Below are 15,743 nucleotides of genomic sequence, written 5' to 3' on the forward strand. Positions count from 1 at the left end.
TTATGTTTTGAGCTTTGTGAAGCTATAATTTTGAGTGAAAGAATAAGTAATATTAAAGATTGTAACTTTTCTAGTAAGTGTCAGTTCACACCATAACACCATAACACCATAACACCATAACACCATAACACCATAACACCATAACACCATAACACCATAACACCATAACACTCTATGAGCCTCAACCTCAGCCACATCAAACTTATCGTATTAGATATTGACGGAACCCTCACTGACGGAGGCGTATACATCACCGATACCGGAGCGGAGTTTAAAAAATACAATACCAAAGATGGAATGGCGATTAAGCGGCTTATTAAAAAAGGCATGAATGTCGCCTTCCTGAGTGCCAGCAGTAGTTTGAGAACGGTAACAAAGCGGGCGGAGATGTTAGGTGTGAAATATTGCTATGTAGGTAACGATCCTAAAACCGAAGTGTTGGATTCATGGTTAAAAGAATTAAACATTGGGCTTGAGCAAGTCCTTTTTATGGGAGATGATATCAATGACCTGGAAATCATGAAGAAGGTGGGTATGTCTGCCTGCCCGGCAGATGCAGTGCCACATATCAGAGAAGAGGCGAAGATCGTGCTTTCCCGCAAAGGAGGGGATGCCTGCTTTCGTGAATTAGTGGACCTTTATTTTCCTCTGTTGGATTAGCAATTTATTTGTATCTTTCTGATGACGATTTTTTTGTATCGGAAAACAATAAGCATGAAATCCGTGCTTTTTTACAATAGTAAATCGTCTCTACTATTTCCGGAGGCGTGGCTTTACCGCTAACTTATCGCTAATGAGTTTTGTATATCCGCAGTTTTTGTGGGGGTTATTGGCTTTGAGCATCCCCATTATTATACATTTATTTAATTTTAGAAGAACCAAAAAAGTATATTTCAGCAATACCTTTTTTCTTAGAAATGTTAAAGAAGCTACTACCTCTAAGCTAAAGGTTAAGCATTTGCTCATTCTTCTCGCCCGCTTACTCTTTATCACTTTCCTGGTACTCACTTTTGCACAACCTTTTCTTCCCGGAAAAGAGAGTGCTGATAGTGGTAACAATGCCGAAAAGCAGGTTTATATCTATCTGGACAACTCTCTGAGCATGTCCTCAGAACTGAGCTCCAATGCCCGGGCCATAGATCAGGGAGTAAACTATATTGAAGAAATTCTCGCCCTTTACCCTCGCAACACCCAGTATAAATTTCTGACTAATGAATTTGGTAGTTTTTCACGGGTGCCCAAAAGTAGTGATGAACTGAGTGAATTGATTGCTGAAGTGGAATTGAGTGGGGTCATCAGAAGTGCGGATGAAGTGCTGAGCAAAATACAGAGCGATATCAGTAGCAGTGCTTTTGAAGAAACTCCGGCAACACAAGCGGATATCTATGTGATTTCTGATTTCCAGCGTTCTACTTTCGGTGATCCTGAGGTTTTTGCTGAGGATACTACTAATAATATCAAGTTGGTGCCGATCAGCAGCAGTTTTGAGTCTAATGTGTATGTGGATTCTATTTATCTGGCTAATCCATTTGTATTGGCCGACGAAGCTAATGAACTGGCAGTAAGCCTGAGAAACGATGGTGATGAAGATATTTCTGATCAGATCGTGCGGCTGCTCATTAATGAAGAGCAGGTAGCCAGTGCCAGCCTCAATATTCCCGCCGATGCCAGTGGTACAGTCAGGTTCACTTTGAATTTTCCTCTTCAGCAAAATAATCGTTGCCAGATTGTTTTTGATGACTATCCGGTAACTTTTGACAATGAATTTTATTTTACACTGAACTTAGGAGATAAAATCTCAGTACTGGAAATCAAATCTGAACAGTTGAGTCTTTTGGATAGCACTTCGGTCGCAAAGGTTTATGCCAATGAGAGTATTTTTGACCTTCAATCCTATGGAGTAGGTAACCTGGACTATAGCCTGATTGAAAGTTCAGACCTCGTGGTATTGAATGAAATTGGCAGTACCGGTGAAGAATCCAATCGTGCAGTTATTCCTTACTTGCGGGAGTATATCAGTCAGGGAGGGCATGTGATGTTCATCCCTCCCGCAAGTGGTGATATTTCTTTATTAGCTGAGATTACTGGCAACTCCGGAATATCAGCCGAACGTATCGTAGTTCCTGATTCGGTGGAAGTGGATAGGCCTCCTTTGGCTAATCTGGATATGGCTAATCCTTTCTACGAGGGCATGTTTGAAGGTGAAACTGAAAACTTTGTGATGCCCACTGCTGAAAAGATACTGCAACACAATCTGCAGGGAGAAGCACTGCTAAATTACCGTACAGGTGAACCTTATCTGCTGATGCTAAGCAATCGTTATATCATGTCTGAAAACGGATCTTCTGACCAGATATCTTTTTTCACTACCCCCCTGCGTGATCCGCTTACCAGTATACACCGCCATGCCATATTTGTACCAGTCATGTATCGTTTGGCTTCCAGGAGCAAATCCATGAATAATCAGCTGTATTATTATGTAGATAATCCGGTAATCGCCCTGGAGACTGCCAGCTTTACTGAAGATACTGCCAGCGAGCAAGCAAGTGGCCCTGAACGCAGGTTTCTTTACAAACTCATTAGGGATAGTGAAGAAGTAATCCCTACCCAGCGGATGATCAGCGGACGCTTGCTTATGGAAATACCTCAGGGTGTGATTCAGGCTGGTTTTTATGAGCTAGTACGGGTAGAAGAAAGTTCCGGAGGAGAAGGTAGCCCTGAACCTCTGACAACACTCTCCTTCAATATTGACAAAAGTGAGTCGCTGATAGCGCAGTACAATGTGAGCGATCTGGAAGATATGTTTGAAAACGCTTCTAATGTCAATATTTACGAAGCAGAAAATGTAGAGGCTTTTGCAGGTATGATAAGAAGTGAGCAAACCAATATAGCACTTTGGAAATATACTTTGATCATCGCTTTATTATGTCTGCTGACCGAGATATTGTTGATCAGATTTTTGTAGGTCATACCAATGTCTTTTTTCTCAAAAAGCTATCAAGTCCAATCCTACTTGTTTGGATACAAGCAGCACTTATTCTTAAGTTTGCTCTGCAATAAGATTATCCGTAAAATTGCCGAAATCCGGAAACCAAAAGCACTGATCTTTATACCATGAATGTACTGCTTCGGTCTGTAAAGCTTATCCACCCAAGTTCTTCCTTGCATCAAAAAGAAGTAAACATCCTTATTCAGGGTGGCATCATACAAAAGCTAGTTCCCGCTGGAGAAGTCAGTGTTCCTGATGATGTAAGTGTGATTAATGCCAGTGGAAAAATGGTCTCCGCCGGTTGGTTTGATATGCAGGCTAGCTTTGGTGATCCCGGAGAAGAACATAAAGAAGACTTACAAAGTGGTGCCGCTGCTGCTGCTGCCGGTGGGTTTACCGAGCTGGCATTACTCCCCAATACTTCACCCGTAATACAGAGCAAAAGCGATGTGCGCTATCTGCTTGGCCATCTGGAGCATCCGGTCAAAATTCATCCTATCGCTGCTGTAACTCGCGACGCAAAAGGGGAGGAGCTGACAGAAATGATTGATTTGCACCATGCCGGAGCCATTGCGTTTTCGGATGGGTTGAATGCTCTATGGCACACTCAGGTTATGCTCAAAGCACTTCAGTATATGCAAAAAATGGATAGCCTGTTAATCAACCGTCCTGAGGATTTGCATCTGACGAAGTATGCAGACATGCATGAAGGGCTTCAAAGTACCATTCTGGGCATGAAAGGCATGCCTGTACTGGCGGAAACTCTGGCTATTGAAAGAGATCTGAGACTCCTGGAATATGTATCAGAAATGTCAGTAGGTGCCTCACCTCGTTTACACTTCAGCAATATTTCTTCTGCAGCAGGGGTAAAGCTGATCAAAGAAGCAAAAGCGAAAGGGCTGGCAGTAAGCTGTGATGTGGCAGCACATCAGCTGTACTTTACCGACGAAGCTCTTGCAGAATTTGATACCAACCTAAGGGTGAATCCTCCTCTGAGGACAGAAGAAGATCGGCAGGCACTTATCGCTGGTGTAATTGATGGAACAATTGATACCATTGTCTCTTCTCATCAGCCCCACGATGAAGAAAGTAAAAAATGTGAATTTGAACTGGCTGCCTTCGGAATAAGTGGGCTGCAAACAGTTCTTCCAATACTTACGCATGTTTTTACCGCTGAGCAACTGCTTGATGGTTTGATAGATAAGATTATCACTGCTCCGCGTAATTTGCTGAGAAGTAAGCCTGCTTCTATTGAAGAAGGAGCAGAGGCAAATCTTACACTTTTTGAACTGGAAAGCATCTGGGCCTTAAACGATAAAAGCAATCGTTCAAAATCCAAAAATTCGCCATTCTGGAGTAAGGAGTTGAAAGGTAAAGTATGGGGTACCTTCTATCAAAACCGCTACTGGACAGATATATCATGAGGAATGGCTAAGCAATCAGTAATTCGGTCCCCTTATCTGGTCGTTCCACTCAAGTATGGATCGGTAGGAGGAGCTTTATCCATTTTACTTATTTTTATATTACCCTGGTTTGGAGAAAACCCTTTAATTCGGGGAAATCTTTTCAGCTTCTTTTTTGTCCCAATTTTTGTTTTCTTCAGCATCAAAGAATTTAAAAAATACTATAATGGAGGTTATTTGCACTTCTGGCAGGGGATGAGTATTGGATTCCTTACCTATATTGTGCTGGCGCTTTTATCGGCAATCTTTATTTGGATTTATCTGGAAACGCTGAACCCTGAAGTATTACAGGAATATATTAGCGATCGTATCCAGTTGATGACTGATTCAAAAGCAAATCTGGTAGAGAGGTTGGGCGAGGCTACCTTTGAGCAGTCTCTAAAAAGTGTACAGCTTACCACTGCTTTTGATATGGCAGTGGACGATTTTATCAGAAAAGTTGCAATAGGTTTCTTTATTACCTCCATCATCTCAGTAGTAATGCGTCAACAACCTCTAACCAAAAAAACAAATTAGTTATGAATCACGATCTAAAATACGGTTTGATCCTGGGTATCATCAGCATAGTGATTTCTGCTTCTATTGTGATTATTGACTATTCTTTACTAGCCAGTGCATGGTGGATTGGCATTGTCAACATCGTTATTACGATAGGAATACTTATTTATGCAGGTTATCAGCTCAGAGCAGAAAATGAAGGTATACTTTTATTCAAAAATGCGTTTTTATCTACCTGGCTCATTATCGTCATTGCTGGTGCATTGTCAACCATTTATAGTATTATCCAATATCATGTGTTGACCCCGGAATTGCCAGCTCAAATTCAGGAAGCGATTATCAATCAGACAGCTTCTATGATGGAACAGTTTGGTACTGATGATCAGACCATTGATGAAATGGTGGCCAAACTAGAGTCAGATAATTCTTTTAGCATAAACAATCTGCTAGAAAGCTTTTTATATACGAGTATACTGGGTGGTGCTGTGTTGGCTATGATTGTTGGCCTTATTGTGAAGAAAAAACCGACAGCAGAATTTAGATAATGGAAATCAATCAGAGGAAAGATATATCGGTAGTAGTTCCGCTTCTCAACGAAGAAGAGTCACTTCCGGAATTGTGTGCATGGATTGATAGAGTGATGCAGACTCATGAACTGCGCTACGAGATATTGTTGATTGATGATGGTAGTAAAGATCGTTCCTGGGAGGTCATAGTAGATATCGCCAAGGCCAACCCCAATGTAGAAGGCATCCGTTTTAACCGTAACTATGGTAAGTCTGCAGCCCTGAATACCGGGTTTGAACATGCTAAAGGAGAGGTAGTGATTACCATGGATGCAGACCTTCAGGATAGCCCCGACGAAATTCCGGAACTATACCGCATGATCAAAAAAGAAGGTTACGATATGGTTTCTGGCTGGAAAAAGACAAGGCATGACCCTCTGAGCAAGACCATTCCTTCTTTATTTTTTAACTATGTAACGCGTAAAATTTCGGGAATCAAGCTGCATGATTTCAACTGTGGGCTGAAGTCCTATGATGTACAGGTAGTGAAAAATATTGAGTTATATGGTGAGATGCATCGCTATATCCCTATGATTACCATGCGACATGGTTTTGACAAAATCGGAGAAAAAGTAGTAGAGCATAGAGCCAGAAAATACGGTAACTCTAAGTTCGGTCTTGAGCGCTTTATTTACGGTTTTCTGGACTTGGTCTCCATTTCATTTGTCTCCAAATTTAAGAAGAGGCCCATGCACTTCTTTGGTACCATGGGTACCCTGAGTTTTTTCTTTGGTATCGTAGTGACCATAGGCTTGATTGCTGACAAACTTTATAAGTTAAATATGCATCTTCCCGTAAGAGAGGTCACCGATCAGCCGCTGTTTTACCTCGCATTAGTAGCGGTAATTGTAGGCGTTCAGCTGTTTATGGCAGGTTTTGTTGCCGAAATGCTCACCATGAATTCAGATAAAAAGAACGACTATATTATTTCTGAAAAAGTAAGTTATCCTCGTAATAAAGTATTCTGACATGTTTTTCTCCCTCATCATTCCTGTTTTCAACCGTCCAGAAGATATGCAGGAAGTACTGGAAGGGCTAAGCCAGCAAACCTATACAAATTTTGAAGTCATCGTAGTAGAAAGCGGCTCTGAGATCAAATCAGACCAGGTGGTGGCTTCTTTCAAAGACCGGCTGGATATACATTATTATCTTAAGGGAAATGATGGGCAGGGCTTTTCCAGAAATTATGGGCTGGCGAAGGCAAAAGGAGATTATCTGATTATTCTGGATTCTGATATTATCATTCCATCCCATTACATGCAGGGTGTATATGATTTTCTGAAACACGATTATCTGGATGCTTTTGGGGGGCCGGATAGAGGGCATGCGTCTTTTACAGCGGTACAGAAAGCAGTAGATTTTGCCCTCACTTCTTATCTCACTACCGGAGGCACCCGTGGCAGAAAAAAAGGTGCTGGTACTTATTACCCGCGAAGCTTCAATATGGGCATGTCTCGCGAGGTGTATGAAAAAACCAAAGGCTATGCATTGCCCAATTGCGGAGAGGATATAGAACTCAGCATTCGCATTCAAAAGTGGGGTTTTAAGACAGGCTTAATTCCTGACGCCTACGTATATCATAAGCGAAAAAAAACACTAGGTGGGTTTTTCAAGCAGATGGAGTGGTTTGGCAAGTCACGAATTAATCTTTATCGTATCTATCCGGAAAGCCTCCAATTAATGCATTTACTCCCCCTGGGCTTCTATTTTTATGTGCTGCTGATGATTGCTATGTTTATATTCTTGCCAGTGATAGGGTGGTTGATGCTTACTACATTGATTTCCTATTTCATCGCGGTATTCGTAGAGGCTTTAATACGATACCAATCTTTCAAAGTGGCTTTGTACAGTATATGTACCTCAGCGTCCGTATTTATAGGGTACGGATATGGCTTGGTTAAGTATTTTTTTCTTCAAAAGACCCCCTATACCAATGTTCCGGATATTTCTCACCTACCCAATGCGAACATTTAGCCTAAGATGATGTTTAGCATATAGGAAATAAAATTTTTTTTAACTATGAAAAAGACAAATTTAGTTTATATTTTTAGCTTCTTTTTATTAATTTTCCTCATAAGCGCTTGTGGTAGTAGTTCCACAAACGAAACGAGTGATCAAACCGCAGATAGTAACGCTGATACGGTTCTCGTTGAAAGAGCTGATGAAGAAATGGCTGCCAGTGAGGCTGATTTGGTATTGCTAGCATTTATGAATAATCGTCTGCAATACTATATGAGTGATCTTGCAGCTAGTAAGGCAAACTCTGAAGAGGTGCGCGAACTGGCCCAGTCAATTATTAATGCTGAACAGGATGCCAGAGCAAAGCTTGAGGAACTGGCTCAGGTAACTGAGACAGATTTGCCGGAGGCGATTGGTGCTGATCAGAAAATGAAGATTGATAGCATTGACAGTTTGCCTCAGGAACAATTTGATGAAGCCTACCTCACAGAGGTAGTGGAGGAATATAGAGAGAATGTAGACCGCCTGAATGAGCTCATTGAAGAAGGTGACAATCCTATTATAGCTGGTTTGGTGGCTGAAATAAAGAATTTTCATGAGGAACAAATGCAAAGAGCAGAATCCTTATTGGAAGAATTAAGTTAATTTTGGTTTTACTCTTTTTGTGGTTTAAAGCCGGCCTTCAAGTGGAGGCTGGCTTTTTTATTTAGGGCTTAAAATCCGGGTGGCTTTGGTCCTTTTCAGATACTATAGGCTGATCTGTTGGCCACTCTACATTAAAATACGGATCATTCCAGCGAATACCTTTTTCTTTACCCGGTGCATAAAAATTTGATACCAGATAATAGGCTTCAGTGTTATCTTCCAATGTTATAAAGGAATGAGCGAAATACTCAGGCACGTACAATGCCCTGTGATTTTCTTCAGATAACTCTACTGCCACATACTGGCAATATGTAGGAGAGTCTTTGCGCAAATCAATAATCACATCCAGTAGCTTACCTTTGATACATCTTATAGTTTTGGCTTCTTCGGCTCCTTCTACCTGATAGTGAAAACCTCTAAGTGTATGTTTCTTTTCTGAACGGGAAAGGTTAGCCTGGGCTACTGTAGGATTAAGGCCATGTTCTTTATACTCATTCGCACAAAATGCCCGGGAAAAAAAACCACGCTCGTCCTCTATTTTCTTCAGGTCAATTATAAAAGCTCCCGCTAATTTAGTTTCTGTAAAAATCATGAGTTTGCTTTAAGATGATTGAATAAGGTCCAGGCGCTTGGCCAGTGTTCTCAGCCTGACAAACTGGTCGCCGTCAAAGTCTTCTGCACTGAATTGATGTTCAATGAGCTTATCGTACAACTCCTGCATTCCCTTTTGTAGATTATACTCCAACTGAAAATCAGGAAGGAGCGAGTACAGCAGATCAAAGTTTACTTTATAATTTCTGGGGTCTTCACCTACTTCTCCGGTATACACGATTTCAGCTTCAGGAAGAAGTTTTTGCACCTGGTCAGCAACATCACGTACCTGGTAGTTTTCGGTATTAGCTCCGATGTTGATGATGCGGTTATGCATTTTATCTTTAGGCGCTTCTGCCAGAGCTATAAACGCATGGGCGATGTCTTTACAGTGGATCAATGGACGCCAGGGTGAACCATCACTTTTGATTGCTATATTGCCTTTGGACACCGCGCATGCCAAAAGATTATTTACGACCAAATCAATGCGTAGCATGGGAGAGTAGCCATAAGCAGTAGCGTTGCGTAGAAACACAGGTGAAAAGTTCTCATCCGCCATGGCTCCAATACGCTTTTCTGACTCAATTTTAGATTTGGCATAAGCAGTAAGCGGATTTACCGTATCATTTTCATCCATATCCAGTTTGGCCCCTTTTCCATAGATAGAGCAACTGCTGGCAAAGAGGAAGCGCTGCACACCTGCTTTTTTGGCTAGTTCTGCTAATCGTACACTGCCTTCCAGATTGATTTGGTAGGTGAGTTCGGGGTCAATATCGCCCATAGGGTCATTGGAAAGGGCAGCCAGATGCATCACTACATCATGATCACGAAGATCGTTCTCAGTCACTTCTCTTACATCCTTGAGCAGTTCGTGATCAGGTTTCGCATATTTCTCCCAGGCGCAGCCTTCGTAGAGATTCACATCGCAGCCAGTTACTTCATGTCCTTTGGCCTTTAACAGACCCACAAGATGAGCACCTATATATCCATTATGTCCACTGACAAATATTTTCATGAGTTTGGGCTTAGCATTTTAAAAATGTTTTTAGCTTCTTCTTTGAAGCGTACCTGCAATTCGTATTCGTAACAGGCTTGTAATTTTTGTGCACTTACTTTCAGATCGTCAGGGTACGCCGTTTTATCTTCCTCATTGATTTTAATGGGAAGTGCTTTTCCAAACATTTCCTGATAGGCTTCCCGTACCTGTTCGGCTACATGTAGCATGGTGTAGGTTTTTTCGCCGGCAATGTTAAAAGTATCCTGCGGAGCAGGTCGCTCCAGTGTTTCATGTACAATTTTGCACACATCACCCATCCAGATAAAGTCACGGGTAGCCTGTCCGTTAGATTTTAGCACTATTTGTCCCTCGGTAGCTGCCATTCTTGAAAGATCATTCAGTACCAGGTACCACTTGGAAGAATCATAGTCTTTAGGGCAACCATAACTATTGGTAAGCCTGAAAATGGTGTAGGGAATATGATGGGTGCTGTAAAACTGCTTTACATAGTACTCCGCAAAGAGGTGAGTGCTTCCGTAGTCATTTTTAGGTTCGGTAGGAGTTTCTTCCGTAATCAGCCCGTTTCTTTGACCATAGACCTGAAAGGTAGAAAAGTAAATAAAGTTGGTAAGTGCCTTGTCTTTAAAATAATCCAGCAGATTTCTTGTTCCCAGCGCATTCACCATCAAAGCATCTTTGGCAAAATTATCTTTAAAATAATCATTGACACTGGCGGTATGGACCACATAATCAAAAGAGTAAGGGCTTAGCTGCTGCTGGCAGGACCTAGCATCGGAAATATCGCAGGTGATAAATGTGAAGTTCAGATCCTGAAGGATTGGGCGCTTACGACTGGCCAGTACGTATACATTCATATCGGTATACCGACAGAAGTAATCAGTAAGCCAGCTACCTAGATTTCCAAGGCCTCCGGTGATCAATAGGTTTTTACTCATCTTATTTAGTTTACCAGATTTTCCAACGTGGTTTTTCAGTTTCCCACATATTTTCCAGCATACGTTTGTCACGCAGGGTATCCATGCACTGCCAGAATCCTTTGTGTTTGTAGGCTACTAATTGTCTGTCACGTACCAACATGTTCAAGGGTTCCCTTTCAAACATGGTTTCATCTCCTTTGATATAATCCAGTACTTTGGGTTCACAAACAAAAAAGCCCCCGTTGATCCAGCCTCCTTCTCCTTCGGGTTTTTCCTCAAAGCTACTAACCGTCATATCCTCTCCAATTCTCATGGCTCCGAACCTGCCTTCCGGCTGTACAGAAGTCATAGTGATCAGCTTGTCATGTTTTTTATGAAAATCCACTAATGCCTTAATGTCAATATTGGAAACACCGTCGCCGTAGGTAAACATAAAAGGCTCGTCCTGATTGAGATAAGGCTGAGCACGTTTCAATCTTCCGCCCGTCATGGTATCCAGTCCTGTATTGACCAGCGTTACTTTCCAGGGCTCCTCATTACTTTTGCTATGCGTTTCAATTTTATTATTCGCAATGTCAATGGTGACATCATTCTGATGCAGGAAGTAATTGGCAAAGTATTCTTTGATGACATAGCCCTTATAACCAAGTAGGATGATAAAGTCATTAAAGCCATAGGAAGAGTAGATCTTCATGATATGCCAAAGAATTGGGCGGCCACCTATTTCTACCATGGGTTTGGGTATGAGGTGTGTTTCTTCACTCAGGCGTGTTCCAAATCCTCCCGCCAGTATTAATACTTTCATCTTTAGTGTGTTGTCTTATACAAAATTCTAAAACCTGATTGCTTATCCTTAGTTTTCAAATGGCTTTTTTCTCACAGAAAAATATCGTTTCGCTGTCCATAAGCGCATGCCATTTGACTAGCTCAGGAGCTAATGTACGCACATAATTATCCTCAGTAACGGTGAAACCGGCTTTACGCAGACGATCAGCATAGTCCAGGCCATACATGCGGACATGGTCTCGCTGTCCAAAAGCTTTTTCCCGCTCTACCGGATCAGTAATGCTTGGGTCTTCTTTGGTGACTGGGAAATTATAAACGGGGGATTGTATAATAGCCCAGCCTCCTGGTTTAAGTACCCGATACAATTCACTCATGCAGCGAATATCGTCATTTACATGCTCCATCACATGATTACAGAAAACTATATCAAACGAATTGTCTTCAAAAGGTACATCATGCAGATCCATCTTCACTTTTGCCCAGGGCGACTCCAGGTCAGCAGTAATGTAATCCAGATTGGGCATTTGCTCAAAGCGATGGATAAAACAAATTTCCGGGGCTACGTGCAGCACTTTATGTTTTCCAGAAAAAAAATCAGTTTTATTTTTTAAATAGAGCCACATCAAACGATGTCGTTCCAATGTTAATGAGCTGGGACATAGCGCATTAGGCCGTGTTTCAATTCTGCCATAGGGCAAAAACTTGCGGTATTTCCTCCCATCTACCGGACATTGGACATTGTTTCCTCTATAAAAAAACGCTATAATGTTAAGAAATTTCTGCCCGAAAAGCTGCAAATACTTGCGAGGTATGTAACGTATGGCCCAGCGGATCAATTTTTTCATGGCACAAATATAAGCCTGTTTGCCTACTTATGAAGGGCTTGAATTGATTTGTAAGGATAAGTTTTAGCTAAGGAACTATTATTGTTTAGAATGTATTCTCTATACTTGTAATTCTTTATATAAGAAGAATATGCTTATGAAAACCTATAAGTTTAAAACTAACATCAATTGTGGCGGCTGTGTAGAAACTGTTTCTTCGTACCTGAACAACTCCCAGGAAGTATTACAGTGGGAGGTGGATACTGCAAGCGAAGACAAAGTTTTGACCGTCATGGGACAAGAGTCCCTGGAACCAAGAGATGTCGTCGATATTATTAATCTGGCCGGCTTCTCTGCTAAACCACTAAAGAAAGGAATATTAACTAAGATCTTCGGAAGTTGATTTTAGTAATTATGTACAGAACAAATGACGAGGACGGCTTATTAGCCGTCCTTTTTTGTTTAATGGTAAATCTCAGGCCTTGATTTAAATAAATCACTGCTTTTCTCTTCATCATCGCTTTTGCAAAGCTCTTTGAGCAGGCTTGTATCGGTATTCCACTTACTGCCATCAAAAAACTCAGCCCCTTTGTGGTCTCTCACTTTATACAATGATTTTTCGCGGTAACAAGTACCAATATATACTTGCGCTAATCCTTGCTGATGCGCCCAGTCAATGGTTTTCCACATCATCCACTTTCCTAATGAATGCGAGCGCATGTATTCGGTGTCGTAAAAAGAAAACCAGTAGTGCAGCATGTCGCCTTCCATGACGGTAAATACATAGCCATATATCTTTTCACCGGAATGGAATGAGATAATGTGGGTAAGCATTTCTCTATCCAGTACATATTGTAAGCGTTCAGCATTCATAGAGCCTCCCGAGAAGCGTTCTTCGGCATATTCGGAACAAAACTGACGAAAAGTCTCGTCCTGAAAATTGAAGTCTTCCTTCTTATGGACTTCCATGTTTATTTCAAGAGGTTCTATTTTTCGGTTTACCCGTCGGTTTTCAGAGCTGCTCTTAAAATTTTGTAAATTGATTCTTAAGCTCCTCGCCATATAAAAAGTGTCTTCCTTCAGGCTGGTATTTCCCGTATAGGGCAAAAAACCCTTATCATAAATTTGGGGAAGCTCTGTTTGTACTTCTTTTGTACAATATATTGCGTAAGAAAAAGTATAGCTGGAATAATCCGTTTTGTATTCTGAGAATAGGATTTTCATTTTAGATTTGGTCTCTTTTATAAAAAATATAATCTGACACCGGAGGCTCCATACCGCTTTCACGAATCAAAGAAGCCAATTGCCCCCGGTGATAAGTAGAGTGGTTCACAATGTGCAGCAAGATTTCTCTCACAGAATTTCTATGGGCTTTTCCTTTAGAATTACTATAGCTGATAATTGTGTCCAGATCAGATTCTTTTTCTAACAGTTGTAAGGATTGAGAATAGTTTTGCTCATCAACCTTAGTGAAGCTATTGCTTATATGTATTTCCCAAACTCCAAACACTGGCTTTTCTTCCCTGATTCTGGCTAGCCAGATATGGTGGGCATTAATGATATGACTAAAAAGTTTGATCCCTTTTTCTACATCAAACCCATCTTCAAAACTGCGAATGAACAGTTGATTAGCATAATGATTATAGGCAAATAGCTCTTTAATATACCCGTCCATAAGGTTGATGTTTATACAAACAAAGATAATAGCTAATGTCGCTGGACAAAATTTTCTGAACTCACGAATTTATTTTTCGTAACTATGAGTTATATATTTGTTATCTCACTTTTAAGTTTTCCCATCATTAACTGAGGAGTTTATTGTGAAATTTGAGCAGATTCAACAACAATTGGGCAAATACAAGCAGGAGGGGAAAAAAATATTCACTTCATCATCTTTTCAGACGCATAGCCTGGTGCTTTTGCACATTCTTAGCAGGATAGATTCCAGCATACCTATTTATTTTCTAAACACAGGGTATCATTTTCCAGAGTCTGTCGCTTTTGCAGAAGAAGTTGCAGACAGATTTGGGCTAAGCCTGATTAGACTCAATCCCGTTGTTCCCAAACACCAGCAGAGAGATGCTGAAGGCAATCTATTATTTACCTCAGATCCAGACTACTGCTGCTATCTCAACAAAACCCAGCCTATGGATGCGGTTTTGCGCGAGTATGACATTTGGATTAATGGCATACGTGCTGAGCAAAGCCGAGTTCGTAAGGCCATGAAAATAGAGCAGGCAGCCCCTCATGATGTAATCCGCTTTCACCCGATGCTGGACTGGACCATTCAGGAAATATTTGCCTACATTCGTGAGTATGACCTCCCTCGTCATCCTCTGGATGCCAAAGGCTATGCGAGTATAGGATGTGAGCCTTGTACCAAGAAGCCCGATCCTGATATGCAGGAAAGAGAAGCCCGTTGGTACGGTATGAATAAAACGGAATGTGGACTTAATACAGACCTGGTAAAATCTTAATATATATATGAATGTTTTAGTAACTGGCGGTGCCGGCTATGTGGGCACGCAATTGGTTGCGCAATTAGTAAATGATCCTGCTGTTTCTCGCATCATTGTTTACGATAACCTATCCCGAGATAATTATCACTTATTTTTAGGGCACGCACTGACCGATAAAAGTAGTAAAGAGCTTAAAATTGATTTTGTACATGGTGAATTGCTGGATACTCGTAAACTGCGGTCTGTAGTAAAAGATGCTGACATCGTGTATCATCTGGCGGCAAAGGTAGTTACCCCTTTTGCTACTACCGATGGACATGCTTATGAGCAGACAAACCACTGGGGTACGGCTGAGCTGGTTTACGCTATAGAAGAATCTCCTAAGGTGCAGAAGCTGATCTTCCTAAGTAGTACCTCAGTATATGGTTCTTCTGAGTCGCCAGTGGATGAAAATACCCGCCCTAATCCTCAGACTATCTACGGAATTTCTAAGCTTAGAGCGGAAGACCATGTGAAGCGTATGTTTACCAAAATTCCGACTTACATCATGCGCTGTGGCAATGTATATGGGTATAACAATAGCCTTCGCTTTGACGCAGTGATTAATCGCTTTATGTTTGAGGCCAATTTTAAGAGGCGTATTTCTATTCACGGTGATGGAAAGCAAAGAAGAGCATTTGTAAATGTACAAAGGGTAGGAGAAATTTTAGGTACATTACTTCATACTGATATGCCTTCTGATATCTATAATTTAGTTGATAAAAACTTCCAGATTCTGGATATCGTAGATGTGGTCAAAGCCATCTATTTTGACCTGGAGTTTATTTTTGTGAATCGCCATATGGGGCTTAGAGAACTTTCTGTAGATACAGAGCTCAAGCTTTTTAAGTACCTGCCAGAATGGGAAGAAGCTTCATTATTGGATGAAATGGAAGAGTTCAGAACGCGCTTCTCATTTTAGTTTCTCGTTTCATTCATCAAACAAAAGGATATAAAAAAGGAGAGTCAATGCTCTCCTTTCTCTTTGT

At 41.2% G+C, this 15,743-nt stretch carries 18 protein-coding genes; 11 read left to right on the forward strand and 7 right to left on the reverse strand.

What is annotated here, in order from left to right; all coding sequences use genetic code 11:
* Positions 1 to 174 precede the first annotated feature (174 nt).
* The 8 genes from WJR50_RS04060 (at position 175) to WJR50_RS04095 (ending at position 8,120) form a co-directional block, all read left to right on the forward strand.
* Positions 175 to 660: a KdsC family phosphatase gene (locus WJR50_RS04060; protein ID WP_341291951.1), complete on the forward strand. Its 486-nt coding sequence runs from the start codon at positions 175 to 177 to the stop codon at positions 658 to 660.
* A 133-nt stretch (positions 661 to 793) separates the two neighbouring features.
* Entirely contained in the window at positions 794 to 2,965 is a 2,172-nt protein-coding gene (locus WJR50_RS04065; RefSeq protein ID WP_341291952.1) for a BatA domain-containing protein, read from the forward strand.
* Positions 2,966 to 3,114: 149 nt separating this feature from the next.
* Positions 3,115 to 4,413: a dihydroorotase gene (locus WJR50_RS04070; protein ID WP_341291953.1), complete on the forward strand. Its 1,299-nt coding sequence runs from the start codon at positions 3,115 to 3,117 to the stop codon at positions 4,411 to 4,413.
* Positions 4,414 to 4,416: 3 nt separating this feature from the next.
* Positions 4,417 to 4,968 carry a DUF4199 domain-containing protein gene (locus tag WJR50_RS04075; RefSeq protein WP_341291954.1) on the forward strand — a complete coding sequence of 184 codons (552 nt, stop codon included), beginning with the start codon at positions 4,417 to 4,419 and terminating at the stop codon, positions 4,966 to 4,968.
* Positions 4,969 to 4,970: 2 nt separating this feature from the next.
* On the forward strand, positions 4,971 to 5,495 hold the full coding sequence (locus WJR50_RS04080) for a DUF4199 domain-containing protein (RefSeq protein ID WP_341291955.1): 525 nt from the start codon (positions 4,971 to 4,973) through the stop codon (positions 5,493 to 5,495).
* Complete coding sequence (locus tag WJR50_RS04085) at positions 5,495 to 6,484, forward strand: glycosyltransferase family 2 protein (RefSeq protein ID WP_341291956.1); 990 nt, start codon at positions 5,495 to 5,497, stop codon at positions 6,482 to 6,484. The genes WJR50_RS04080 and WJR50_RS04085 overlap by 1 nt, the downstream gene beginning before the upstream one ends.
* A 1-nt stretch (position 6,485) precedes the next feature.
* Complete coding sequence (locus tag WJR50_RS04090) at positions 6,486 to 7,490, forward strand: glycosyltransferase (RefSeq protein WP_341291957.1); 1,005 nt, start codon at positions 6,486 to 6,488, stop codon at positions 7,488 to 7,490.
* 45 nt (positions 7,491 to 7,535) lie between these two features.
* The gene (locus tag WJR50_RS04095) at positions 7,536 to 8,120 is read left to right on the forward strand and encodes a DUF4142 domain-containing protein (protein ID WP_341291958.1); all 585 of its coding nucleotides are present in this window, start codon (positions 7,536 to 7,538) and stop codon (positions 8,118 to 8,120) included.
* 61 nt (positions 8,121 to 8,181) lie between these two features.
* Here the strand turns inward: WJR50_RS04095 and rfbC are convergent, their stop codons facing one another.
* The 5 genes from rfbC to WJR50_RS04120 are packed head-to-tail and all read right to left on the reverse strand — an operon-like array spanning position 8,182 to position 12,277.
* A complete protein-coding gene (rfbC, locus tag WJR50_RS04100) occupies positions 8,182 to 8,712 on the reverse strand; it encodes a dTDP-4-dehydrorhamnose 3,5-epimerase (protein ID WP_341291959.1) in 531 nt (176 codons plus the stop codon).
* Positions 8,713 to 8,721: 9 nt separating this feature from the next.
* Entirely contained in the window at positions 8,722 to 9,726 is a 1,005-nt protein-coding gene (locus WJR50_RS04105; RefSeq protein ID WP_341291960.1) for an NAD-dependent epimerase/dehydratase family protein, read from the reverse strand.
* A complete protein-coding gene (locus WJR50_RS04110) occupies positions 9,723 to 10,664 on the reverse strand; it encodes an NAD-dependent epimerase/dehydratase family protein (protein WP_341291961.1) in 942 nt (313 codons plus the stop codon). The genes WJR50_RS04105 and WJR50_RS04110 overlap by 4 nt, the downstream gene beginning before the upstream one ends.
* A gap of 10 nt (positions 10,665 to 10,674) precedes the next feature.
* Complete coding sequence (rfbF, locus tag WJR50_RS04115) at positions 10,675 to 11,451, reverse strand: glucose-1-phosphate cytidylyltransferase (RefSeq protein WP_341291962.1); 777 nt, start codon at positions 11,449 to 11,451, stop codon at positions 10,675 to 10,677.
* Between the two features lie 55 nt (positions 11,452 to 11,506).
* Positions 11,507 to 12,277 carry a class I SAM-dependent methyltransferase gene (locus tag WJR50_RS04120; RefSeq protein ID WP_341291963.1) on the reverse strand — a complete coding sequence of 257 codons (771 nt, stop codon included), beginning with the start codon at positions 12,275 to 12,277 and terminating at the stop codon, positions 11,507 to 11,509.
* A 136-nt stretch (positions 12,278 to 12,413) separates the two neighbouring features.
* Here WJR50_RS04120 and WJR50_RS04125 point away from each other — a divergent pair, with 136 nt between their 5' ends.
* Positions 12,414 to 12,659 carry a heavy-metal-associated domain-containing protein gene (locus WJR50_RS04125; RefSeq protein WP_341291964.1) on the forward strand — a complete coding sequence of 82 codons (246 nt, stop codon included), beginning with the start codon at positions 12,414 to 12,416 and terminating at the stop codon, positions 12,657 to 12,659.
* 59 nt (positions 12,660 to 12,718) lie between these two features.
* Here the strand turns inward: WJR50_RS04125 and WJR50_RS04130 are convergent, their stop codons facing one another.
* Positions 12,719 to 13,480 carry a GNAT family N-acetyltransferase gene (locus WJR50_RS04130; protein WP_341291965.1) on the reverse strand — a complete coding sequence of 254 codons (762 nt, stop codon included), beginning with the start codon at positions 13,478 to 13,480 and terminating at the stop codon, positions 12,719 to 12,721.
* A 1-nt stretch (position 13,481) separates the two neighbouring features.
* Positions 13,482 to 13,931 (reverse strand): DinB family protein, encoded by a 450-nt coding sequence (locus WJR50_RS04135; RefSeq protein WP_341291966.1) that lies wholly within the window; start codon positions 13,929 to 13,931, stop codon positions 13,482 to 13,484.
* Between the two features lie 145 nt (positions 13,932 to 14,076).
* Between WJR50_RS04135 and WJR50_RS04140 the strand changes: the two genes are divergently transcribed.
* A complete protein-coding gene (locus tag WJR50_RS04140) occupies positions 14,077 to 14,733 on the forward strand; it encodes a phosphoadenylyl-sulfate reductase (protein WP_341291967.1) in 657 nt (218 codons plus the stop codon).
* A gap of 7 nt (positions 14,734 to 14,740) precedes the next feature.
* Positions 14,741 to 15,676: an NAD-dependent epimerase/dehydratase family protein gene (locus tag WJR50_RS04145; RefSeq protein WP_341291968.1), complete on the forward strand. Its 936-nt coding sequence runs from the start codon at positions 14,741 to 14,743 to the stop codon at positions 15,674 to 15,676.
* The last annotated feature ends 67 nt before the right edge of the window (positions 15,677 to 15,743 follow it).

This window comes from Catalinimonas locisalis (genome assembly GCF_038039535.1).
GTDB lineage: Bacteria > Bacteroidota > Bacteroidia > Cytophagales > Cyclobacteriaceae > Catalinimonas.